We start from the raw sequence: 24,714 nt of genomic DNA on the forward strand, positions 1-24,714 counted from the left end.
TTCTATTGATTGATCGTGAGCAATCCATGAGTAGCAGATATATATGTCCCTGCTGCTCAACCATTTTACTCCGTCATATTTGTTTGGGCAGGCTTTACTGGCATTGTAAGCATTGCTATCAGCCAATGCCAGCCCTGGAGCACTGCGTTACGTTCGTCACTTAAGCAAGATTGCTACAGCGGTTTCTTCCAATTGAAATCTTCATCACGGCAGGGCTATTAATATGTCACTAACGAATGAACTCCTTCAGAATTCTGGAATACTCAAAAAGGAATTTAATGCCTATCTGTTGGGTGGTGGTATCGGCTCTTTGGCAGCCGCAGCTTTCATGATTCGCGACGGCGGACTCCCTGGCGAAAATATTTTTATCCTAGAAGCAAAGCCCCTCCTGGGCGGAAGTTTGGATGGAGCCGGGAACCCTGTAGACGGTTATTCGATGCGGGGAGGACGGATGTTGACGACTGACAATTATGAATGCACTTGGGATCTTTACAAGTCGATCCCCTCCCTGAGTTATCCCGGAAAAACGGTATTTGACGAAACTATGGAGTTCAATGAGCAGCACAAGTCAAATTCCATGGCCCGTCTCGTTGACAGCCGACGGGCGAAAGTCCCTGTGAGTTCGATGGGCTTTTCCATGCAAAATCGTCAAGAGTTACTGAAGCTCACCCAAGCTGGTGAAACTGAGTTAGGTGCTAGTTGTATCACAGATTGGCTTTCCCCTGAATTCTTCGAGACTGAATTCTGGTATATGTGGGCTACTACGTTCGCCTTCCAGCCGTGGCACAGTGCTGTTGAATTCAAGCGTTACTTGCATCGCTTCATGCTCGAATTCTCTCGGATTGAAACCCTCGCAGGGGTTAAGCGAACCATCTACAATCAGTACGATTCATTGGTTCGTCCATTGCAGAGTTGGCTCACAGCCCAAGGTGTCAATTTCATCCTAGATTGCAAGGTGATGGATCTGGATCGCAACACCGAAGAGGGCAAGTTTGTGGTGACAGGCATTCATTATCAGCAGAATAGTGAAAGTAAAACCATTGCAGTTAAAAACGGCGACCTAGTTTTTATGCAAAACGGATCTATGACTGATGCCTCAAGTTTGGGGTCAATGACAAATGCACCTGAGAAGCTGACCAAACAGGACAGCGACAGTTGGATTCTGTGGGAAAAGCTGGCGGCGGAAAGCCCAGATTTTGGGAATCCGGCTGCATTCAATAGCAGTATTGCCGAGTCTCTCTGGGAGTCTTTCACTGTCACCCTTAAAACCTCCGCATTCTTCAATAAAATAGCCGAATTTAGCGGCAATCAAGCGGGGACTGGCGGACTGATCACGTTTAAAGACTCAAACTGGCTGATGTCCATTGTCCTCGCCTATCAACCCCACTTTATAAATCAGCCTGCTGATGTACAGGTCTTCTGGGGATATGCCCTTTTCCCCGATCGCGTGGGTGATTTTGTTCCCAAGCCGATGAGCGAGTGCAACGGTGAAGAAATTCTTCAGGAACTTTGCGGTCATTTACGATTCGATTTGGACACTGTGGAATCGGCAAACTGCATTCCTTGCAGAATGCCGTACATCACAAGTATGTTTATGCCTCGTTTACGCACGGATCGACCGTTGCCGATCCCTCGTAGCTCAAAAAACCTCGCTTTCATCAGCCAGTTTGTTGAAATTCCTGATGATGTCGTCTTCACGGTCGAGTATTCGGTGCGAGCTGCTCAGATGGCAGTCTATGAATTCCTGGGTATCAATCGCCAGATCCCACCTATCTCGCCTCATGACAAGTCACTGCGAGTGCAATTTGAGGCTTTAGTCAAAGCATTTAAGTGAGTTTCCCTAAGCCTCTTAGGGAAATCGGCAGACTCAATGGAGCCAACAATATCCATTTAAAAGGAGATCAACATGAGAGTTATTGAGCCTAAAACTGATGAGCAAGTTGTTAGCTCTGGATGGACAACCGCGATCGCTATTCTCATGATCGTGTTGGGCATCATTGCAATCGCATTTCCTTTCTTTGCCAGCGTTGCTTCAACCTTACTGTTTGGCTGGATATTCATCTTTGCTGGAATTACTCAAATTGTTTATGCCTTTCAATCAAGAGGTGCAGGTAAAGTTGTTTTTAAGCTGATTCTAGGTCTTTTGTATCTCCTATCTGGAATTCTCGTGGTGGCAAATCCGCTCGAAGGGGTGCTTGCCTTCACGTTAGTGTTGGGCATTACCATTTTTGTGCAAGGCATCATTCAAGTAGCGATCGCATTTCAAATGCGCCGGATTTCACCTAACTGGGGATTGATGCTTGTGAGCGGAATCATCGGCATTATTTTCGGTATTTTCGTTTGGTCTAACTTTCCGTTTAGCGCAGCTTGGCTGATTGGCACTTTCATTGGAATCAATCTCTTGTTCGATGGAGTTTGGATGCTGACTCTGCATTCAGGACAGCGACGCGCTTTACAGTAAAGAAGCAGATGCTAGACAAAATCATTCTGTCAATCGCCCTCTAAAGCTTTGAAGCAACAGTAATCGGGTAACTAAGAAAAACTTTTATGCAGCTTAAAACTTCAAACTCGAACGCTAAGACAGAAAGCAATCAGCATGGTCAAGAAACTCAGCCGTTTGGCACACTTCTGAATCTATCCAGTCCACAGGGTTTGCTATCAACTCTGCAAGAACTTCGCCAGACTGTTGAAAGCGAAGGACAAGCCACTTTTAACCATTGGAAATTGCACATTCAGCGGACTGAGTTTCTTTCTAGTGCCTTAAATTTAGCTGAATATCTAGCCTTACGTCGGCATGATCTCCGCTCCCTCCAAACCGCATTAATGCCCTGGGGCTTATCCTCATTAGGAAGGATTGAAGCACGGGTGATGCCTAATCTTGATGCTGTCATTGCCACCTTGGAAGTCATTTGCGGCTCTAAGTCTACCCAGCACCTCAACCGTCCACCCATCGAGTTCTTTTTTGAAGGCGATCGCTTACTACAACAGCACACCGAAGAATTGTTTGGTCAGTCTCCATCCCAGCGTCGGGTCAGAATTATGGTAACACTACCCACCGAAGCCGCTACTGACTATGAGATGGTGCGAGAAATTATGCAACGTGGGGCAAATTGTGTGCGAATTAACTGCGCCCACGATACAACCGAAGCTTGGGAGAAGATGATCGATCATGTCCGTCGAGGGGAACAGGAAACAGGAACGCCTTGTAAAGTCATGATGGACTTAGCTGGTGTGAAAATACGCACGGGACGGGTACTTACACCACTTCATAAAAAACGGGTATTTAAAGGAGATCATATCCTGCTGTCGAAGTGTGAGCCTGAACTCAAAAGTGAAGCGGGTGTATTACCTGTAGACATTTTCCAAACTTGCTGTACGGTTACCGAAATTCTCGATTTGTTAACGGTTGACACCCCCGTATATATTGATGATGGCAAGATTCGGACTTGTGTAGTTGATACCCAGTACCCAGTACCCAGTACCCGATGGAGAACCGGGACTTTTACTACAAGTGACCCATGCCAGCCCCAAAGGAGTTAAACTCAGACCTGAAAAGGGGTTGAATTTCCCAAACACAGTCTTACCTCTTAGCCCACTGACTGAAAAAGATTTATCCGACCTGGATTTTGTCGCCACCCACGCAGATATTATTGGCTACTCTTTTGTGCAACGTCCTGCCGATATTGAGTTACTTCAACAAGAATTGGACAAGCGATGTGGAAAATTACCAGCGATCGTGGCAAAAATTGAAACCGCAATCGCAGTTTCCAATTTACCAGAATTAATCATCTATGCAGCAGGAAAGCAATCATTTGGTATCATGATTGCCAGAGGTGATTTAGCCGTTGAAATTGGATACCAGCGTTTAACAGAGATCCAAGAAGAAATTCTCTGGCTTTGCGAAGCGGCTCATGTTCCTGTCATTTGGGCAACTCAAGTACTAGAGAGTTTGGTAAAAGATGGCACACCTTCACGGGGAGAGATGACGGACGCTGGAATGGCTGAACGCGCTGAGTGTGTGATGTTAAATAAAGGGCCATTTATTGCCGAAGCGATCGCCATTCTAGATGATGTTCTCACACGCATGGAAGCCCATCAATTGAAAAAAACGCCACAGTTGCGGGCGCTCCATTCGTGGTAACTCTTTTAACCAGCAAACTAACCATACAGAGCTTTGCGCTCAAGCAAAACCCAGATTTTTGTTGAAAGTGTTGCTTTTAAAGGCGATCGCCCTCATCAGTGGGCTATTAGGATTTTGGCAGCAGCGAGGAGCCTTGAACTCACGTCAACTTAACAATCTAAAGGAAATTATTTTATGAAGACGTTAAGCCAGTCTCCCAATTCATCCAAAAAGCCTAAAACGGGATCTAGCCCATCTGGAGATGCTTCCATTGCGCTTATTGATATCGCTCAACACGACAACAGCATCATCTAGCGCCAGCAAATTCTTTTGCTCAAGCTTCAGAAGTCCCAACAGCACATCTTCAGCTTTAAATTTGTCATCAAAACCTACTACAATCAGTTCACTCATTATGGTGTTATCATTTAGGACTAATCATGTGTCCTTGTAACGTAGCTTACCATCTTCCTAATGCACCTTTGGTCAAGTCCAGGTTAAAGTTACTGCAAGCCATCACGCTGCTGATTTTGGTATGAATTAGAGGTTGGATAAATGGAAACCTTGCTCCGATTCACCTGGCGATTGAGATTTGATGCTTTTTGCTGCCCTATTGCATCCTCATAACTTCCTCAGATTAGTTCTCTAACCTCAAAATGGAGCCAAAGTAAACGGTTGCACTTTAGACATCTGACCTCAGTAAACTCTGAGGTTCAAGGAGAAACACGTAATGCGATCCAATACTTCGCAAACAGGTTTGATAATTGGTCATGGCAGTCCTTTACACAGCAGTGATGATGTTAGGCAACCGACTGCCACCTTGATCGCACCTTCCCCAAGGTTGGATGATGTTACGATTCGCGTCCAGAAGCTATACAAACACTATGGCAAAACGACCGCAATTCGGGGGATTGATCTAGAAGTTCGTCGCGGTGAATTGTTTGGGCTGATTGGTCCTGATGGTGCGGGAAAAACGACAGCTTTCAACATTCTGGGAGGCGTGATGGAAGCGACAGCAGGGACAGCGCAAATCCTGGGATTACCTGCCAGGGATGCCCGTAACTATACTGGGTACCTGACTCAGCAATTCTCCCTCTATCTAGAACTGAGCGTAGATGAAAATATCCATTACAGCGCTGGACTGCGGTTAGTGCCAGAAAATAAATTGGAAGTGGGGCGCACAAAATATCTCAAACTGATGCAATTGGAGCGATTTCGCGATCGCCTCGCGGGTCGGCTTTCAGGTGGCATGAAGCAGAAGTTAGCCCTCTGCTGTGCGTTGATTGCAGAACCACAAGTGCTGTTGCTAGATGAGCCAACCACTGGAGTGGATACCATTGCTCGCCGCGAGTTTTGGGACATTCTGGCAGGGTTAACGGCACAGGGAATCACTATCGTAGTGGCAACGCCCGATTTGGATGAAGCGGAACGCTGCGACCGCGTGGCACTAATTCACAACGGAGCAATCCAGCAAGTTGGTTCTCCGGCAGCATTGAAAGCGGATTTACAACTCAGTCGTCTGGTGATCCGCACCCCTGATCTGATCAATGTTGAACGAACGCTGATGCCCCTCATTGACCCCTCTGGGCAAATTGCTGATGTGTCAACTTTAGGCGATCGCATTGAGGTCTTAGTCAAAGATGCCCAGCAGGGAGAATCCCTTGTGCGCGATCGCTTAGTTCAACATCCTATTGATAGCATTCAATCCGAAGCACCAACCCTAGAAAATGTCTTTATTGCTCTCCTTCGTCGCAAAGACTCGGTACCAAAATCGACTACATTTCCCCGATCCCGACAGTTTGCTTCTCCACGTTCCGATCAAATGATCCAGCAACCTGCCATTTCTGCTCGTCATCTCAATCGTGTTTTTGGTTCATTTCATGCCGTAGTCGATCTCGATATTGATATCCACTACGGCGAGGTGTACGGGCTACTAGGTGCCAATGGAGCCGGAAAAACCACCACCATCAAAATGCTCTGTGGACTATTACCAATCAGTTCTGGTGAAATGTCGCTGGCTGGAGAACGCGGCAATCTACGAAGTGCAAATCTAAGACAGCGAATTGGCTACATGAGCCAGAAATTTACCCTCTACGATGACCTAACTATTCTGGAAAATTTGCAGTTTTACAGCGGAGTCTACGGCATTCCACCCCGGCAGCAACAGGAAAAGATCAGGTGGGTGTTGGCGATTTGCGGTTTGGAAGGGCAGGAACATCTGCTGACTCAGCAACTTCCCGGTGGCTGGAAACAACGGGTTGCGTTTGGGGCATCGGTGATGCATGAACCGGAAATTTTATTTTTGGATGAACCTACATCTGGGGTAGACGTACTGGCACGACAGCAATTTTGGCAGTTGATTAACGACTTTGCTCGCAATGGCACGGCAATTCTCGTGACGACGCACTACATGAATGAAGCAGAACAATGTAACCGAATGTGTTTTATGGTAGCGGGTCGCAAAGTGACTGAAGGTTCAGCCAGTGAAATTAAGGCGATGCAACCGGGTCAGTTATTTGAGTTGCGAGTAGGACAGTTGCAGAATAGTTATGATTTGCTGCGAGGATATCTGGAACCCTGGCGGGTGTCGATTTTTGGTGATCGCCTCCATGTCGTTTTAGATCATTCCAATACAGAATTACCCTGGGTAAAATCGTTGATGCAACAAGCGGATTTACCTGTATTTGACACTCAAACGATCCCTTTCTCGCTGGAAGATGCCTTTATCGGTGAAGTGCAACGGGCAGGAGGTGCGCCGCCATGAGGATACGCCGGATCTGCAACCACTTTTCTGCGAGAACTAGCAGACTGAAGCTGGCTTTAATCCATTTACCGTTGAAACCGAAGTTTGGGATCACAAAGTCTATTACCCAGGAGCGCATCAATTGCGAATTCGGGTGACGGGCGATCGCCAGAGCGGTCGGTTGCTGGGAGCGCAAATAGCAGGGCATTATCAAGCAGAAGTTGCTAAACGCATCGACATCTTCGCCACCGCCCTCTTTCACAACATGACAGTTGACGCGTTGAGTGAGCTTGACTTGAGCTACACGCCACCCCTCAGTAGCCCTTGGGACCCAGTACAGATGAGCGCTCAAGCCTGGAGCAAGCAAGGCTTTCCTTGCATAGTTCAATAAGCAGAATCACTGCCATGACGAGTTTTGAGCCTCCAACCCAGCACTAAGCCAGTTCCAACCAGTAAAACGCCAGCAAAACCATAAGGGACGTTTACCTGCCATGCATACAGAACACCTCCTAATGTTGCTCCCCCAACTTGTCCGAGGCTATTGGCAGCATTTTGAATTCCTAACACTGTTCCCGTGTGTTGACCGCTCCGTTTTGAAATCAAAGCAGTTAAGTTGGGGGTGATCAATGCCATACCGAATGCCAATATACCGACAACTCCCAGCACAATGGGAAGCGATCGTGCCATTAGCAGCAGGAAGATTCCGCTTCCCATGAGTGCAAATCCCAAAGCAACTTGGATGATCGCACTTATATATCGAGATAGATAGCTCACTGCAATAACTTGAAAAACTGCCATCACTGAGCCACAAATCATGAATACAATTCCTGTTTGGACGGGACCGTATCCCAATTTTTCTTGAGCATATAATGCAAATACGACTTCAAAGAGCATGAGTCCAAACTGGGCGATTGTGGTTAAACCCAACAGCAGTAATAGTGGTTTACCAAGCTTTTTCCAATTTAGTGCTGGCTGATGAGCGAGTACAGTTGCTGATTTCGATGACAACGATTCTGGCAACCAGCGGAAAGCAACTAGCAGCGTTAAGAACATCAAAACCGCAGCTAGAAAAAAGGGAGGAGCATAATTTTCAACTTTGAGATCGAAAAGACCAAGGGTGAAATGTAAGTCTTCACGAGTTGTCAAACCACCGAAAGCCGGACCAACAATTACTCCAAGACTCACTGCTGTACCGAGCCAAGCCATTCCCTTGGCGCGATCGCGCTCAGAAGTTAAATCAGAAACATAAGCCGTAGCCGCAGGCAGCATCGCCGAAGATAGAACCCCACCGAATGCCCGAACAACGTACAGCATTGTCATTGAAGAGGCAAATCCAAATAGGAGTTGGGCGATCGCGGAACCAGCAATTCCGATCAAGATTAAGGGTCGTCTGCCAATTCGATCTGACAATTGCCCCCAAAACGGTGCTGTAATAAACTGAGCTAAGGCGTAAATGCTGGTTAATAAGGTAATGTGGATGGCGATCGTTTCACGCGGAATACCTGCTGCATGGAGATGTTTGGCGTAGAAAGGAAGTACAGGCAGGCTTACTCCGAAGCCAATCATGACCACAAATAAGCAAACAAGAAGTAAGAATAGCCTTTTAATCATCTTTTCAAGTATCTGCCTAATTGGGTTTGTAGATCGGTCAGGTGAACGCTTATCAGGTTTGGTAGAACAATGTGGGCAGCTCCAATGCGATCGGCAGTACCGAGTCCAATCGCCCACATACCTGCGGCGATCGCTGCTTCAATTCCGGCGGAGGCATCTTCAATCACAACACAGTGGGCAGGGTCGAGTCCTAACCGAGTCGCGGCGTACAGAAATAGGTTGGGGGCTGGCTTGGGGTATTCGACGCTAGAATTTTGATGCTTCTCTCAGACACAAACCCTGACTCCTCCACTGTTATCGTGCTGCGATAGCGTTCGCGTAGCGTGTCCCCTTGGGACTCAGCGCTGCCTTGAGCAGGTCGCTATCATTCAAACTCTAGAAATAAATTCTGAGAAAGTTATGAGGGTTGTATCAAGCATCAGGAGGGCATCCATCCGAACACATGACAAACCACTAGGCAAGCGCCAAACATGACGATCATTCCGATCATATTTTTAATAATCTTGTAAATGCTGCGAGGATTTGCCGAAATGTCTTCAGTGATTTGAGTTTCAGTTTCTGGGTGATGCATTATAATTTACTCCTGTGAAGTCAAAACTTTAAGTACTAATTCTTGATGTGAATTAAAATTGTATAAATTAAAACTTTACTGCGGTTTACCTACTGAGGTTAAAGGAGAAACAGGTAGTGGGTGCAGATTATATGGATTTATGTTAGCTGTTTGCGAAATTGGCGAATGCTAATAGTTAAGAAAAAAGCAGCAAAAATTAATAACGCTAAAACATTAGGATAGAGCATATCGATGCCGATTCCCTTTAGCAAAATTCCGCGCAAAATACGGATGTAATGTCGCAAAGGATTAAGAATAGACAGGTAACGGAAGAAGTCGGGCATACTGTCGATCGGCGCGATCGCTCCTGAAAGTTGAATCAATGGAATATTGACAAAAAATGCAGTCAAGACAACTTGCTGCTGATTTTTAGAAACTGTTGCCAACAAAATTCCAATACCAATGCCAACAAACAAATACAGACCTGACAGCAATAAAAGCACAAATAAATTGCCTCGCAATGGCACCCCAAATACGAGCCGTGCAACTCCCAAAGAGATTAAAAACGTTCCCATCAGCAATACAAACAACGGCACAATTTTCGCTAACAGAATTTCCCAAATGGCGGCAGGTGTCATCAACAACTGCTCCAAAGTCCCTACATCTTTCTCGCGGATGACTGTGAGTGCAGAAACAAGGGAACTAACAAGCGTGAGGGTAATCCCAATGACTCCCGGTACAAAAAACCAACCACTGATTAACCCAGGATTATACAAAAACGTATGGGCGGGGCGAATTAAAGGTAGAGTAATATTAGGCAATAATTGACGACCTTGTTGCTGAAGAATGCGAAGCAGATAGCCACTGGCGATGCCTGCTGTATTCGCATCAACCCCATCGACAAGAATCTGGATATCTGCGGGCTTACTCTGATCCAACTGCCGCTTAAAGGTAGGAGGAATGACTAAGCCAACGGTAATGTTACCCTCCCGCACTTGTTCACCGAGTTTGGCTTGGCTGGGCTGATACTGTTTCACCACAAACACTTTATTCTCAGTTAGTGCAGCAATCAGTTCCCGGCTTTCGGTGACATTGGCGTAGTCTACAACTCCCAAGTTAATTTTGGTGATATTGGGGTTAAGAGTAAACCCATAGAGCAAAATTTGGATGATTGGGGCGATCGTCAACAAGACAATGATCTCTTTGTTGCCGAGAATCTGGTGAATCTCCTTAACAATGAGTGCTAAAAATGACCCAGGAAAAATGCGATGGAGCAGTTTAATAACCATTTGAGAAAAACCAAGAAAGGCAAAAAAACTCTATACAGGTTGTTGCAAAGTTTTATCGTGGGGTTCATCTGTCTTCTTAAAATTAAGAGTGAAAGCAAACCAACTTCCGTATTGACTATCAAATTGAAATCCGGCAGCCTCAGTCAAACGGCGAACGACGCTGTAGGGTTGATAGTGGGGATCGGGAATCACTTCGGTGATGGAAAGTAACCCACCCGGTTTTAGCGCAGCAAATATTTGATGCAGTGCCGCCTCGCGATCTGAAATTTCACCCAAGACCGTTACAAGTAAAGCGCGGTCAAACACATTTTTCTCTAATTCATCCTGGTCTATTCTGCTGAGTAATATCTGCACATTCGTTAAGTGCTTTGCAGCAACTCGCTTTTTAACCTCTTCCAGCATTGCTGGCTGACCGTCTAGAGCTACTACTGCCCCGTTTGGCGTTACTCTTTCAGCCGCAGGAATAGTCAGTCGCCCTGAGCCACATCCTACATCCAATATCTGCATTCCCGGAGCCAGATTGAGCCGATCTAAAATTGTTGAACTACTGGCAACCGCATTCATATAGGGATTTTCTAGCAACCAGGCTAACCAGACAGGACAGGGTAAAAAGCGAACACGTACAGCCCCTCGCCACCAAAGACCAACCCCGACCAAGAGTAAAAGTAACACGGCGGTGTCTAGAAAAATTGTTTTCATATCCTGCACCTCTTTCGTTAAGTCCTATTTCATTCCAGCTTTAACCCGTAGTAACTCTTGCTTAGTCGGGTAGCTGCATTTTGCGTAAGCCCAAACGGGCAACGATAAAGAGAATCAGCCCCAAGAGAGCAATCATCAGCATCGAAAACCAAATGCCGCGCCAGCCTGTTCCACGCACAAACGCATCGCGGCTAATTTGGATGAAATACCGCGCTGGAACAATGTCAGCTAAATGGTTTAAGGGAAACGGAATATTGCTAATTGGGTAAATAAAGCCAGACAATAAGAGCGCAGTCATAAAGCCTGTTAAAGAGACGGCTTGAACAGTAGAAATCAGGTCTTTCGCTCGTGTGCCGATCGCCAGACCAAACATCACACTAACTGCTAAATATAGTGGTGTACCAACTAGCAAGGGAATCGGGTCGCCTGCAAAGCCAAGTTTGAAAATGAAAGCGCCAACGACCATGAGGAGAAGGGCTTCACCTAAAGACACAATGAGATATGCCAATCCTTTGCCCAAAATTAGCTCAGTAGCCGTCATACTTGTGGAATAGACCTGGATGATATTTCCTTTCTCTTTTTCCCGCACCATTGACATTGCTGCTAACAATGAGGGAAACACCCAGAGGAGAAAGCCAAATACGCCCGGTACGATGTAGAGCGATTCTTTGCGTCCCGGATTAAACCAGATTCGCAAATGAGGTGCGAGTGGATTGCGTCCAGGCTCTAAGCCAGCCGCCGCTAAGAAAGCAGTGGTAGTGGCATGAATGCTATTTTGGATGACCCTGGCATTATTAGTGTCTGTGCCGTCCACAAGAATCTGCACATCGCTGCCGCGCCCCGATTTAATGTCGCGGCTGAAATCCGGTGGAATCATGACCACGGCTTTGGCAAAGCCGTGGTCAAGCGCGTGAATTACCGGATCGCCACCGGGCCAGGGCGTTGCCTGAAATTGATTGGTGGCGAACAAACGCTCAATATAGCTGCGGCTGAGGGGAGTATTGTTTAAATCTTGTACGACGATCGGAATGTTTTTTGCCTCTAGCCGAATGGCAAAACTCAAAATGAACAGAGAGATCAATGGCAGTAGAAACGCCAGAGCAACTGTGAGGCGATCGCGACGAAACTGCGTCAATTCTTTCACACACTGCACCAGAATTCGTTTCACGGCTGTTCCTCTGTGAGAAGAGTAGCATCCGCAGGCATTCCTGGTTTGACAAACCCAGCTGGATTATCAATCTTGAGCTTGATTCCAAACACTTGCTTGACTCGATCATCTTTGAAATAAATATTTTCAGGTGTAAAGGAAGCTTGGGAATCGATCGTGGCAACGGTTGCCGTTAGAGGTTTACTAGAATTAGAATCGAGAAAAACCTTAGCGGCTTGACCGACCCGAACCTTGCCAATGCTGCCTTCTGGAACGTAGCCTCGCAAATAAACAGTGTTGAGATTGACGATCGAGAGCAGCGTTTTCCCACTGACCACGACAGCACCCGGTTCCACACTCCGTGCCGTCACCACGCCATCGATCGGGCTAACCACATTCAGATAAGCAATTTGTGCCTGAATTTGCTGAATGGCTGCCTGAGCATTTTTGACCTCTGCCTGTGCTGCTTGAAGTTGAGCAGTTGCCTGTTGTCGTAGTTGCAGCAACCCTGCAAGTCGAGCATTGCGAATGCCAGGGTTAAAGCTGGAAGTCTTTGCTAAAGCCAGTCCACCACGACCAGCATCAACTTGCTTCTGACTTGCTTCTACCACAGATTGAGCCGTCTCGTGAGCAGTTTCTGCTTGGTCAAACCGTTGTCTGGGTATGGCTCCATCTTTGGCCAACTGAGCAAAGCGATCGCGATCAACCCGTGATAACCTTAACTGAGATTGGGCTTGCTTGAGTTGAGCTTCTGCGACTGCCACGGTAGATTGTGCTTGGAAGACACGCCCTTGCCGATCATCTTGAGATTGTTCTAGGGTTAGTTGAGCTTCCTGGATCTGAGTGTCAACGATCTGAATTTGTAAGCGAGCCTGAAGCTCTTGTTGTTGAACCGCAGTCAAACGCGCCTGTAGCCCACGCTGTTGAGCCTGAATTTCTTCATCATTGAGACGCACAATTAACTGACCTGTTTTGACAGCATCTCCTTCCCGCACCGCGATCGCAGCAATCCGACCCGGTACTTTAGCACCAATATCGGTTTCATATCCTTCGATTCGCCCACTGATTTGAAGATCGTTTGTTTTAGGACGAGAGAGAAAGTACCAAGCTGAAAGTCCGGCTGTGGCGATTACGATGCCCATCCCAATAAACAGATAAGCCTTGCGAGAGCGTTTAGAGGGCGGTTTAGATTCAGGCGGTTTTGAGGGAGACTCTTCTTCAGGAGATGGGACTGTTTGTTTTTGAGGCTTAGGAGGTGATTGAGTCATGGCTGGAGACTTCTATAACGAAGCAAAAGCAAGAGTTAGACCAGAGACAACAAAGATTATTTCAAGCTCTGTTTTTGGGATAGCCCAGTATGTGACGGTAAGCCAGATAAAGGATGAATGGCGGCAAAATGATCCACTGAATTACGGCGAGGAAACTCATTCCTAGAATGGGTACTGCCAGCACCGGAACCCCATAGACTTTGGAAACATTGACTCGATAGGTTTCTATCACAAGGGTGATCAGTAATCCAATGCTCGTAAACAGGAAAGTGAGTTTCCAAGTTGGATAAAGCACCCAATCCCGTGAACGAACTAGCGCACTCACAATCCAACTACTGAGCAAAATGATGACCCCATCGCCAAAGGTGCAGTGCGTTAAGTCATTAATTTTGTCTGCTAAAGAGGGACTTCCATAAAATTCGTAATAGGGAGCTTGCCAAACTTCGTAAACAAAATTGAGCAAAAAGGCAAAGAGAAACAGGTTCGTTTCTGGTGCCGCTAGAATTTTGATGCTTCTCTTAGACACAAACCGTTACTCCTCCACCGTTATTGTGCTGCGATAGCGAAGCGCTGCCTTTAGCAGGTCGCTATCTGTAGCGACCTGCAATACTAATCGCTCAAACCTGCAATCAAGACATTTACAAACCAGGATTAAATGCAACTATAATTGCGCTTCAGCCAGGATTAAATGCAACTGAGCCAGGATTATGGTTCTTGGCAACTTTTGGTGATCCTGGTTGGGGTAAGGCAGAAGGCAGAGGGCAGAAGGCAGAAGGAGGAAAGGAAGAAGTAGTATAATTGAAGTACTTCAAACTTCTGACTTCAAACTTTTAAGGGATAAGCATCAACTTTTGGTATGGAATTGCTATGCCACCTGTTACCCGATAGAACGCATCTGAAAATTCAAAATTGGCTGATTGATGAAGCGAAAGCCAGCATTGGATTGGTCGTTGACTCTACACAAGCCATTGTTAAGTGCCCGGTTTGTAGTTTTCCAACTCATCGAATTCATAGCCGCTACGAACGCTCTTTAGCCGATCTACCGTGGGCTGATTACAGAATTACCCTACAACTACGTGTGCGGAAGTTCTTCTGCATCAATAATTTGTGTAAACGACGCATTTTTACAGAAAGACTGACATCTGTAACCGCACCTTGGGCACGCCGAACTCTGCGAATGGCTCAAAGATTGACCGACATTGGTTTAGGATTGGGTGGTGCAGCAGGGGTAAGGCTTTCACAGCGATTGGGTTTTAGTGTGAGTCGCAACACTCTGCTGTCGTTGGTGCGTAAAATACCGTTACCATCAGTTGGTTCGCTCTCAACTGTTGGAGTAGATGACTTCTGTTTCCGTAAAGGTAAGACCTACGGCACAATAGTGGTTGATTTAGAGCGAAGCCGACCAGTGGCATTATTAAATGATCGATCAGCAGAAACCTTGGCTGAATGGTTGAAAGTCTATCCTGACATAAAAATCGTTTCACGAGACCGAGCTAAAGCTTATGAAAAAGGTATTCGCCAAGGGGTACAATCGGCCATACAGGTTGCAGACCGTTTTCATTTGCTTCAAAACCTAGCTGAAACGCTCTACCAGGTGTTTGGTATGCATGGTAAAGCAATCAAAGTTGTTGAAGAAACACACAACCAAAACGAGGCAATCCGCCGGGATAGGACGGCTCTTGTGCCAGTGCAACCACCAATTCCAACGACTCAACAGCAAGACCTAGCTTCCACACGGCGCAAGCGGCGAGAAGCTCTTTATCAGCAAGTCTGGGACTTGCACTCATGCGGTTGGTCTGCACCAGCCATAGCCCGTTTTGTCGGTATTAGTCGTACAACGGTGTTTCGCTACTTAAGCACTCCAACATTTCCTGAACGCCAGGGACGTAGTGACTGTGGTATTAGAAGCTTGGTTTCCCCCTATAAAGATTACCTTCTCAAACGCTGGAACGAAGGTTGCCATGAAGCGTTGCAGTTATTTGAGGAAATTCAACCACTTGGTTACAAGGGCAGCTATGACACTGTAGCCCGCTACGTTCGGCGCTTGCGTTCCTCTGTTGGAATCAAAACTCAGCAATGGTATTCGATTAAGTCTCTACCAAAAGTAATCGAACCAAATATACTGTCCCTCACACCCCGTCGTGCAGCATGGCTTGTGCTGCGAAGAGAAGAATCACGCTCCGCAGATGATGAAAAACTAATTACTTTGTTAATGGCACAGCACCCCGATTTAGCTGAAGCTATGGAGTTATCAACAAGCTTTGCTCAACTTGTGCGTCAACGACAGCCGGAACAACTCGATTCTTGGCTAGCGATTGCCAATTGCAGTACTCTTTCTCCTTTTCGTCGCTTTGCTAAAAGTTTGAGTGAAGATTATGATGCTGTTAAGGCAGGCGTAACAATGTCAATTAGCAATGGCCCAGTTGAAGGGCATATTAACCGATTGAAAATGTTGAAGCGGCAGATGTATGGTCGTGCAAAGATAGACTTGCTTGAACGCCGATTCTTGTTAGCAACTTAAAGAAGGCAGGAGGCAGAAGGCAGAGGGCAGAAGGAAATACTGATAAATAAATTTAGGGAGTTCAACAAGCATACAATTTTTCTCATGTTATGTGTTCTTTGATAAATTTTCTTATCTTTTTTTCATAAATTCAGATGCTTTAAACACTGTGGTAGAGAGCAAAATATATTTTCTTCCAACTGAGCCTCCTGCCCTCTGCCCTCTGCCTTTCTTCGGTATAATTCTTGTACTTCAGTGCGACCCGAAAGTCGCTCGCGAGAGTGGAACCCTCAAAAAGTTCCCAGGTTAGTATCCAAACCTGTACCCACCCGAAGGGGCATTTTGAGTAATTAGTATGTCTCACAGCTAGAGGGTAATGTCTAATCCCAAGTAATAGTCACAAACGAAAGGGAGGGCTAGGGTAAAACCAATATGGATAATGTTTATGAATCTGCGTTGAGGCTCCGATATTCTGAAGGCTATCGAAAGTGACTGATACGGTAGTGTGGGGTAAATCATCCGTTATGTAAACGGAAACAGGAAAGATGCCTGAAGTACATCTTTATAGGATACCAAGCTCCCGGAGTATAGCAGAATCCTAAATTGGTTGTATCTGTTGCGTGCGAAACGGGGAAAACCCAATGGGGTCTAACTACGTTGCTGTTTGTAGTTAGTAGGAGTAACCGTAAGGTACTCGGAACTCCTCAGTGGGAGTAGGAAACCCCACTAAGCAAATGCTGCCATACCGAAAGGTAATAGAAAACAGGACTTGTCCCTGATAACTAAGCAGATAGGTCTGATGACTAACTCGAAAGGGTGCCGACGGGGGTTGGTAAGTCTCTTGAATCTCAAAGTAAGGGAATCGAACTTTTTGGGAAAAGTTAGATGCAGACCGAAAGGAATGTAAATGTAACCAAAAGAACAACCGATTGGCAGCACGTCAATTGGCGCAAAGCCCATCGCATAGTTAGAAACCTAAGACAGAGAATATTCAAGGCTGTCCAGAAAGGAAACTATCGATTAGTCAGAAGCTTGCAAAAGCTAATGATGGGTAGTTATTCTAACATTGTACTTTCCGTTAGAAAAGTTACACAAACTAATCATGGCAAGAATACGCCAGGAGTGGACAAACTTTTGGTGAAAACACCAGAAGCAAGGGGATTTTTAGTTGATTCGCTCAGAAAATTTATTCCTTGGAAACCACTACCAGCTAAACGGGTGTATATCCCTAAATCCAATGGGAAAAAACGACCTTTAGGTATACAAACAATAATAGACCGTTGCTTACAGGCGATTGTTAAGAACGCACTGGAACCCTTTTGGGAATTCCATTTTGAATTAGGCAGTTACGGCTTTAGACCTGGAAGAAGTACCCACGATGCAATCAGTAAAATATATATGATTGTACGTCCAAATAAAAAGAAAAAGTGGGTAGTAGATGCCGATATCAAAGGTTGTTTTGACAATATTTCTCGAAATTTTCTGATGAAAACTATTGGTAACTTTCCCGCAAGAAAGCTAATAGACCAATGGTTGAAAGCAGGATATATGGAAGAAGGAAAATTCTACGAAACGCCCACAGGGACACCACAGGGGGCTATTATTACTCCTCCTACAATCTTGCAAAAACTTCCATAGAGTTCTCAGTCACTATTCCTCGAAAACAACTGCGTCCAGGCTATGGTAAAGGTTTTGCAGGGGCACCAATAAATACTCATATAGTCTCCGATGATGGCATTACAGGGCTATCTATTGGAGGAAAGAAACCATGAGTAGTCAAAAGCCGAAAAAAAGTCGGATTCTCAAGGTGCAAGTTAGTTTTGAAGCCAGCCGGATATCGGATGAGTGCATGGCTTGTGCCTATGAACAAGTAATTCCTGAACTTCGCCTTTCAACACGAAAATCCAGTCAAAATCCCGGATTACAAAATGAGCTAATAAGAGAAAGGATAGAAGAAATCGATTATTTCAACTCCTTAAATTTTGATAGTGGGTGATTTTGTGACAGAATCAAGAAGGAGCTGAAACTAATGAAAAAAAAGAAGCGACCTGACAACTCTAGTTCACCTAGAGGCGGATATCGGGAGAATGCAGGTAGAAAATCAGGCTGGAACCACAAAGATACTTGTACAATTAGAGTCCCGAAAGAATTTGCCTCTCAACTTGTAGAAATAGCTCGTCGCCTCGATAAGGGTGAGAAGATTGATAATGACACAGAATCTATTCACCGAGAAAAGGATTTAGTTACAAAATCAAAACTAGTTAGTAGTTTAGGCGATCGCAAATTTGTCCACCAGTCAGGGTTGCAATTTGATATTGACACAAATTCTAAATCTTTGGTTGATGATACTGTCACAGAATCAACATCTAGTTCAGGAGAATCTTTATCCCAGCTACAGAAACAGCAAGATTTATCGGCTGAAATTGAAAATGATACAGAATCAAAGCTTGCTAATTTTGATATTGTCACAGAATCAAATTTGCTAGAGATTAGTCAGGCTACTCCCGACTTTTTTCCTGATCTAGCCCTTGCACTCAAAAACGCAAAAACTATCCTGACAGCAAAAAAGTCAGCCCGAGAATCAATTGCCCGATTACTGTCAAAACTTTACTCATCTCAGGTAAAAGCAGATGATCTTTAACTCTTGTTCAGTCGCTAGGGTAGAACACAAAAATTTACTTAATTTGAGGTCTAATTTATGACCACTAACCAAATACAGGCTGCTATCTACGCTCGGGTTTCTACAGAGCAGCAAACAGAAACTCAGACAGTCGCTAGTCAATTAGCTGCCCTTCGCTTGAGAGTAGCAGCAGATGGGTTAAAACTATGTGAAGAACTGACCTTTATCGATGCAGGGTATAGTGGAGCAACGCTGGTACGTCCGGCATTAGAACGTTTGAGGGACTTGGCTTTTGCTAATGGAGTAGATCGGCTTTACGTCCACTCTCCCGACCGATTAGCTCGCAAATATGCCTACCAAGTGCTATTAATTGACGAAATGTACCGTTGTGGCGTGGAAGTAATTTTCCTTAATCGAGAATTAGGACAATCGCCAGAAGATGATTTGCTGTTACAGGTACAGGGAATGGTAGCCGAGTACGAACGAGCCAAAATCATGGAACGCAGTCGGCGAGGTAAACGACATGCAGCAAAATCAGGCTCAGTCAACGTCTTGTCTTGTGCCCCCTATGGTTATCAATATGTCAGCAAAGCTGATGGGGGCGGTCAGGCTCACTTTGAATTAGTTATCGAACAAGCTCAAGTAGTTCGACAAATATTTGACTGGGTAGGCAGAGAAAGGGTGACAATTGGGGAAGTATGTCGCCGACTGAATGCAGATGGACACCTGACCCAAACCGGAAAGGCAGTGTGGGATCGATCCACGGTATGGGGAATGTTGAAAAACCCAGCCTATATTGGATTTGCTGCTTTTGGTAAAACCCAAGTTTGCTCCCGTCGGCAGAGATTAAGACCCATTCGGGGAGCTTCTCCACAACCGAGACGTGACTATTCAAGCAACTCAGTTGATGTCTCAGAATGGATTTCCGTACCAGTGCCAAAGATTGTGGATGAAAATCTGTTTGCTGCTGTACAAGAGCAATTACAGGAAAATCAGCGTCGTTCTCGAATTGGTCAACGAGGTGCAAGATACTTGTTGCAAGGTTTAGTTACTTGCAAGCTCTGTGGCTATACTTACTACGGTAAAGCTATCAGTAATAAATCTGCCAAGAGCAAGCCGAGGGACTATGCTTATTATCGCTGTATTGGTACTGATGCTTATCGCTTTGGTGGGAATCGGGTATGTAGCAATACTCAAGTAAGAACTGATACATTGGAGGCAGCGGTTTGGCAAGAAGTATGTTCTTTGCTCAAAAATCCCCAACGTCTTTATATGGAATATCAACGCCGAGGACAGGAGCCGACTTCAGCTGTTCAGGAAAATATTAAGACAAAAGAATCTCAAATTGCCAAGCTACGCCGGGGTATTGCACGGCTGATTGATAGCTATGCTGAGGGTCTTATTGAAAAAAACGAATTTGAGCCAAGGATTCATAAAATCAAAGAACGAGTTGCAATTTTAGAAGCTCAGGTGAAAAATCTTAATGATGAGGCAACCCTAAACCGGGAACTAAGACTGATTATTGGTCGGTTGGAGGAGTTTTCCTCTAAAGTCATCAACAACCTTGACTCAATAGAATGGAATAGCCAACGAGAAATTATTCGCTTGTTAGTAAAGCGAGTTGAGGTGGATACTGAACAGGTAAATGTGGTTTTTCGGGTAGGGGAAGTTTCTGATGTCCCAAAGTCTGAATCAGAAAGTTTGCAAGATTGTAGGAGGGGTAATTTCGCCCCTCCTCGCAAATATCGCCTTGCATGGGATGGAAGATGCACTGGGAGTAAAGTATAACCGACGCGGTGAAATTGTGAGCAGACGCGCAGTTGTGAGATATGCAGATGATTTTGCAATCTTCTGTGAAACCAAAGAGGATGCAGAACAAGCCCAAATTGATATAAGTAAATGGTTGAAATCTAGGGGACTCGAACTATCAAAAGAGAAAACTAGAATTGTTCACCTCAATGAGGGGTTCTGTTTTCTAGGCTTTAATATCAAACACTACCGAGTCAGCAACACTAAAACTGGATGGAAACTACTCATTAAACCTAGTAAAGAATCTATTCTAAATATACGGAAAAAGCTAAGAGAAGAGTGGCTAAATCTTAAGGGGCATGACATTAAAAGTGTCATCAAAAAACTCAACCCGATTATTAGAGGTGAAGCAAATTATTTCCGTATAGGTGTTGCCTCTGAGGCATTCAGAAGTTTAGATGACTGGATGTTTAAACGGGAATGTAGATACGTAAATCATACACATCCGAATAGAAATAATAAATGGCGTAAAAAGAAGTATTGGGGAAGGCTGAACCTAGAAAGAAAAGATAAATGGGTGTTTGGAGATAAACGCACAGGTTTCTACCTGATAAAATTTTCTTGGTTCAATATTCAAAGGCATCAACTTGTCCTTGGTAGGTCATCACCAGATGACTCAACACTCAAAGATTACTGGAAGGAAAGAGAAAAAGCGAAAGCTTCCAATCATCCTAAAAGTATTCAGAAAATTGCTGAGAAACAAGGTCATGTTTGTCCTGTCTGTGGACAAAGCCTATACAACGGTGAAGAAATCCACAAACATCATAAATTCCCAAGAAACAAAGGCGGTTTAGATACATACTCAAACCTTGAGTTAGTTCATATTTATTGCCATCATCAAATCCATTCTGGAGCTACAGCTACATGACTTGCTTAAGCCGTGTACTTGGAAACTTGTACGCACGGTTTTGAGGGGGGAAAGAGGTAGAAATATCTCTGACCTACCCGACAACTTTCTCTTGACTTCTGAATTCTGACTTCAAACTTAGTTATGAGTTATAGAAATCAGTTTATCTGGCAAAGGGCAGTTCAACTGTCCATTAATTGTTATAAGTTTACCCGCCTATTTCCTCAGTCCGAATTGTATGGTTTGACCAGCCAAATCCGACGTTCTTCTGTATCTGTAGCATCTAATATAGCAGAAGGCTATGGCAGGCGCTCAAAGCCAGAATATATACAGTTTTTACATATTGCTTTAGGTTCTTTGAGAGAACTAGATACGCAATTAATTATTGCCAAAGAAGTAGATTTAGCTGACAAAAACCTTTTCACTCCCCTATTGAATGAGGTCGAGGAAATGCAAAGTATATTAGTTGCTAGCTTAAACAAACTTAAAGCTTGAACTTACTACTTATTTCTTTCTTTCTTCTGCCTTCTGCCTTCTGCCCTCTGCCTTAAGGCGCGTAACCTTTCATCATCACCAAAAGTTGCCAAGAACCTTAATCCTGGCTCAGTTGCAATTAATCCTGGCTCAACTGAAATTATAGTTGCAAATAATCCTGGCTGAGAACAACGATGATTGCAGGTTGGGTGATTTATAATTGCAGGTCGCTAGTGTGATTCGTTCTGTCGAAACGAATAGAAATATTCGGGGATGACAGGCAAGGAAGATAGAAGAGAGAAAACTCCTCCTACTCCTTGATAACTCAATTTTTCGTGATGGTGCAATTCCATCCCTCCAAGTGCAGGAGTGAAAGCAAGTCCCCCATCTCAGCAAAGTGGTTCTTTGTTGGGATGAAGCGGGGAATCATGGCGGTAACTGCAAGCCTAATGTGGAATCCCGCCTAGCATAGCTGGTCATGGGTAGGAATACGAATCTCTTGACTGAATCATCGTAATGCAAAACAAGCCAAAAGGCTGTCAGGCTTGTCCCAAAAGGGAAAGGATAAGTGGTTGGCTGATTAAGCGGCAGACCAATATGCACTCACAATAAACCCGGTGAAGAAAGAGAACCCTAAAACCAGCGACAAACGAAAAATTGGGAACGAAGTAACCCCCTGATGCGCTCTTTTGGAAATGGTCGATTTCCTGAGTAGGTAGCCAGCCGCAAGCCTTCAAGGGGAAGGATTGCCTCAGAAGCCAAAGCCTTTGGGAAAGCCAGAGGATATGCAGACGGAGGCACGGTGACTTGGATTGTAGAGGTACTAGTAGCAATGTACACATCTAAAACGAGTTTCAAGACTACGGTGGAATGGAATGCTATCCCCTGGCGAAAGCTAGAAAGGAAAGTATTTAAGTTGCAAAAGCGTATCTACAAAGCCTCTCAGCGTGGTGATGTCAAAGCAGTTCGTCAACTCCAAAAAACGTTGTTACGCTCCTGGTCTGCAAAGTGTTTAGCGGTTCGTCGGGTAACACAGGACAACCGAGGTAAGAAGACGGCAGGAGTGGATGGGTTGAAAAACTTGTCCCCAAAAGCACGTCTTATCTCAGTACATTCCCTGAAACTAGGTGAAAAAGCCGCTCCCACTCGAAGGGTGTGGATACCAAAACCTGGCTCAAAGGGAGAAAAAAGACCCCTTTCTATACCCACTCTGTACGACCGCGCCTTGCAATCGCTAGTAAAACTAGCCCTAGAACCTGAATGGGAAGCTCGTTTCGAGCCAAACTCATTCGGTTTTCGACCAGGAAGAAGCGCCCATGATGCGATTAAGGCAATATTCAACACTATTAAGTTTAAACCTAAATATGTGTTGGATGCCGATATTGCGAAATGTTTTGACAAAATTAATCACAATGTTCTGCTGTCAAAATTAAATACATTCCCCACCATCTGCCGACAAATTCGCGCATGGTTGAAAGCGGGAGTGATTGATTTCTCTGAATATGCTTTAAGGGAGAAATCTGACAAAATAACATCAATGGGTGTTCCACAAGGGGGTACGATTTCGCCATTATTAGCGAATATAGCCCTTCACGGCATGGAAAATCGAATTAAAGAAGTTGCTCTTACTTTACCCGGAGGTAAAACGGCGAATTGTAAAGCAATAAGCTTAATCCGGTTTGCAGATGATTTTGTGATTCTGCATAAAGACCTTGCCGTTATCCAAAGATGTCAGCAGATTATGGCAGAGTGGTTAAACGAATTGGGGCTAGAATTAAAACCAAGTAAAACCCATATTTCTCATACACAAAATATGTATGAAGGTAACGTTGGTTTCGACTTTTTGGGTTTCACTGTTCGACAATTTCCGGTAGGAAAATATCACAGTGGTAAAAGCTCAAACGGAAAATTACTTGGTTACAAAACTCTTATCACTCCAAGCAAAACAAAGCTGAAGACACACACGCAGAAGATAGGTAAATTGATTGATGGGCATAAATCAGTACCACAATCTGATTTAATCGCTCATCTGAACCCCGTCATCTGTGGATGGACAAACTACTACTCAGGTGTCGTCAGTAAACGCATATTTAATCAGGCTGATACAACTTTATTCAGTCAGCTAAAAGCATGGGCAGAACATCGTCACCCTAATAAATCTTCCCGATGGAGTTGCCAAAAGTATTGGCAAACTGTAGGGTCTGATAATTGGGTATTTAAACCCCATAACCAGAAGATTCGCTTACTCAAGCACCGTGAAACTCCTATTGTGAGACACATACAAGTGCAAGGAATCCGTAGCCCATTTGATGGTGACTGGGTGTACTGGAGTTCCAGAATGGGTAAACATCCTGAAGCGCCAACAAGGGTGGCAACACTTTTGAAGATACAAAAAGGAAAGTGTACTCATTGTGGACTGTTTTTTCACCATGAAGACTTGATGGAAATCGACCATAAAATCCCCCGCTCCCAAGGCGGTAAGGATAGTTATGACAACCTTCAATTACTTCATGGACATTGCCATGATGCTAAAACGGCAGCCGATAAAGTTGCTGTTACAGTTCCAGAAATAGATGAGGATTATCTCAACTGTAATCCCTTTTAACTTGGAATTTATAGGTGTGTTTGTCAAGCACCAAATCATCGAGGAGCCGTGTGAAGTTAACGTTTCATGCACGGTTTTGTAGCCGAGTCAGGGGGGTGACTTCCTGGCTTAGGCATCCAGCTATCATTCAAACTCTAGAAATAAATTCTGAGAAAGTTATGAGGGTTGCATCAAGCATCAGGAGGGCATCCAATACTGCTCGGATAAGCAGGGGAGGCAGGGGAAGGAAGCAGGGGAGGCAAAACTCTTCCCCTGCTCCCCTCAACCAAGAAATTCCTTAACCGAGCAGTATTGGGAGGGCATCCATCCAAACGTATGAGAAATATTAGAAATATTGTCAGTCACACAGAGCTAGACCATAGCAGCTTAGTGGAAGATGTCCTCTAGTTAGCATCTAGAGCTACAGTCTTAGCCTCAAAAGTCGCGCTCCAATTT

At 44.9% G+C, this 24,714-nt stretch carries 20 protein-coding genes and 2 pseudogenes; 14 read left to right on the forward strand and 8 right to left on the reverse strand.

Going from position 1 to position 24,714, the window contains the following annotated elements; all coding sequences use genetic code 11:
* The first annotated feature begins 223 nt into the window (after window positions 1–223).
* From A4S05_RS09055 to A4S05_RS43080, 4 genes are all read left to right on the forward strand, one after another.
* Window positions 224–1,834: an oleate hydratase gene (locus tag A4S05_RS09055; protein WP_069069497.1), complete on the forward strand. Its 1,611-nt coding sequence runs from the start codon at window positions 224–226 to the stop codon at window positions 1,832–1,834.
* 72 nt (window positions 1,835–1,906) lie between these two features.
* Window positions 1,907–2,461: an HdeD family acid-resistance protein gene (locus tag A4S05_RS09060; RefSeq protein WP_069069498.1), complete on the forward strand. Its 555-nt coding sequence runs from the start codon at window positions 1,907–1,909 to the stop codon at window positions 2,459–2,461.
* 86 nt (window positions 2,462–2,547) lie between these two features.
* Window positions 2,548–3,540, forward strand: coding sequence for a pyruvate kinase (locus tag A4S05_RS43075; protein ID WP_256090890.1), 993 nt, complete (start codon window positions 2,548–2,550; stop codon window positions 3,538–3,540).
* Window positions 3,512–4,141 carry a pyruvate kinase gene (locus A4S05_RS43080; RefSeq protein WP_256090891.1) on the forward strand — a complete coding sequence of 210 codons (630 nt, stop codon included), beginning with the start codon at window positions 3,512–3,514 and terminating at the stop codon, window positions 4,139–4,141. Before A4S05_RS43075 ends, A4S05_RS43080 begins: the two co-directional genes overlap by 29 nt.
* A gap of 201 nt (window positions 4,142–4,342) precedes the next feature.
* Here A4S05_RS43080 and A4S05_RS09070 read toward each other — a convergent pair whose 3' ends face one another.
* On the reverse strand, window positions 4,343–4,531 hold the full coding sequence (locus tag A4S05_RS09070) for a hypothetical protein (RefSeq protein ID WP_069069499.1): 189 nt from the start codon (window positions 4,529–4,531) through the stop codon (window positions 4,343–4,345).
* Between the two features lie 316 nt (window positions 4,532–4,847).
* Here A4S05_RS09070 and A4S05_RS09075 point away from each other — a divergent pair, with 316 nt between their 5' ends.
* Both A4S05_RS09075 and A4S05_RS09080 read left to right on the forward strand, forming a co-directional pair.
* Window positions 4,848–6,881: an ATP-binding cassette domain-containing protein gene (locus A4S05_RS09075; RefSeq protein ID WP_084227044.1), complete on the forward strand. Its 2,034-nt coding sequence runs from the start codon at window positions 4,848–4,850 to the stop codon at window positions 6,879–6,881.
* 79 nt (window positions 6,882–6,960) lie between these two features.
* Window positions 6,961–7,251: pseudogene (locus tag A4S05_RS09080) on the forward strand (CoA-disulfide reductase); the annotation flags it as partial.
* Here the strand turns inward: A4S05_RS09080 and A4S05_RS09085 are convergent.
* From A4S05_RS09085 to A4S05_RS09110, 7 genes and pseudogenes are all read right to left on the reverse strand, one after another.
* Complete coding sequence (locus tag A4S05_RS09085) at window positions 7,245–8,471, reverse strand: MFS transporter (RefSeq protein ID WP_069069501.1); 1,227 nt, start codon at window positions 8,469–8,471, stop codon at window positions 7,245–7,247. The pseudogene A4S05_RS09080 and the gene A4S05_RS09085 overlap by 7 nt on opposite strands.
* Window positions 8,468–8,719: pseudogene (locus A4S05_RS38725) on the reverse strand (HAD-IA family hydrolase); the annotation flags it as partial. The pseudogene A4S05_RS38725 and the gene A4S05_RS09085, both read right to left, overlap by 4 nt.
* Window positions 8,720–9,179: 460 nt before the next feature.
* Complete coding sequence (locus tag A4S05_RS09090) at window positions 9,180–10,310, reverse strand: ABC transporter permease (protein WP_069069502.1); 1,131 nt, start codon at window positions 10,308–10,310, stop codon at window positions 9,180–9,182.
* 30 nt (window positions 10,311–10,340) lie between these two features.
* Window positions 10,341–11,009, reverse strand: coding sequence for a class I SAM-dependent methyltransferase (locus tag A4S05_RS09095; protein ID WP_069069503.1), 669 nt, complete (start codon window positions 11,007–11,009; stop codon window positions 10,341–10,343).
* A 61-nt stretch (window positions 11,010–11,070) separates the two neighbouring features.
* Window positions 11,071–12,177: an ABC transporter permease gene (locus A4S05_RS09100; RefSeq protein WP_069069504.1), complete on the reverse strand. Its 1,107-nt coding sequence runs from the start codon at window positions 12,175–12,177 to the stop codon at window positions 11,071–11,073.
* Window positions 12,174–13,424 carry an HlyD family secretion protein gene (locus A4S05_RS09105; protein WP_069069505.1) on the reverse strand — a complete coding sequence of 417 codons (1,251 nt, stop codon included), beginning with the start codon at window positions 13,422–13,424 and terminating at the stop codon, window positions 12,174–12,176. The genes A4S05_RS09100 and A4S05_RS09105 overlap by 4 nt, the downstream gene beginning before the upstream one ends.
* Before the next feature lie 61 nt (window positions 13,425–13,485).
* Window positions 13,486–13,950 (reverse strand): hypothetical protein, encoded by a 465-nt coding sequence (locus tag A4S05_RS09110; protein WP_069069506.1) that lies wholly within the window; start codon window positions 13,948–13,950, stop codon window positions 13,486–13,488.
* 330 nt (window positions 13,951–14,280) lie between these two features.
* On the opposite strand from A4S05_RS09110, the gene A4S05_RS09115 reads away from it, so the two are divergent.
* The 8 genes from A4S05_RS09115 to ltrA all read left to right on the forward strand — a co-directional run bounded on the left by A4S05_RS09115 (window position 14,281) and on the right by ltrA (window position 24,279).
* A complete protein-coding gene (locus tag A4S05_RS09115) occupies window positions 14,281–15,945 on the forward strand; it encodes an ISL3 family transposase (RefSeq protein WP_069069507.1) in 1,665 nt (554 codons plus the stop codon).
* Window positions 15,946–16,809: 864 nt separating this feature from the next.
* On the forward strand, window positions 16,810–17,562 hold the full coding sequence (locus tag A4S05_RS09120; RefSeq protein WP_084227046.1) for a reverse transcriptase N-terminal domain-containing protein: 753 nt from the start codon (window positions 16,810–16,812) through the stop codon (window positions 17,560–17,562).
* A 130-nt stretch (window positions 17,563–17,692) separates the two neighbouring features.
* Window positions 17,693–17,920, forward strand: coding sequence for a hypothetical protein (locus A4S05_RS09125; protein WP_069069508.1), 228 nt, complete (start codon window positions 17,693–17,695; stop codon window positions 17,918–17,920).
* Window positions 17,921–17,953: 33 nt separating this feature from the next.
* Window positions 17,954–18,565 (forward strand): hypothetical protein, encoded by a 612-nt coding sequence (locus A4S05_RS09130; protein ID WP_069069509.1) that lies wholly within the window; start codon window positions 17,954–17,956, stop codon window positions 18,563–18,565.
* Between the two features lie 57 nt (window positions 18,566–18,622).
* Window positions 18,623–20,332 (forward strand): recombinase family protein, encoded by a 1,710-nt coding sequence (locus tag A4S05_RS09135; protein ID WP_069069510.1) that lies wholly within the window; start codon window positions 18,623–18,625, stop codon window positions 20,330–20,332.
* Window positions 20,304–21,221, forward strand: coding sequence for a group II intron reverse transcriptase (locus A4S05_RS09140; protein ID WP_256090893.1), 918 nt, complete (start codon window positions 20,304–20,306; stop codon window positions 21,219–21,221). Before A4S05_RS09135 ends, A4S05_RS09140 begins: the two co-directional genes overlap by 29 nt.
* Window positions 21,222–21,344: 123 nt before the next feature.
* Window positions 21,345–21,695, forward strand: a complete 351-nt coding sequence (locus A4S05_RS09145) for a four helix bundle protein (RefSeq protein ID WP_069069511.1) — start codon at window positions 21,345–21,347, stop codon at window positions 21,693–21,695.
* A 781-nt stretch (window positions 21,696–22,476) separates the two neighbouring features.
* Window positions 22,477–24,279 carry a group II intron reverse transcriptase/maturase gene (ltrA, locus tag A4S05_RS09150; protein WP_084227048.1) on the forward strand — a complete coding sequence of 601 codons (1,803 nt, stop codon included), beginning with the start codon at window positions 22,477–22,479 and terminating at the stop codon, window positions 24,277–24,279.
* Window positions 24,280–24,714 lie beyond the last annotated feature (435 nt).

The organism is Nostoc sp. KVJ20, from assembly GCF_001712795.1.
Classification (GTDB): domain Bacteria; phylum Cyanobacteriota; class Cyanobacteriia; order Cyanobacteriales; family Nostocaceae; genus Nostoc.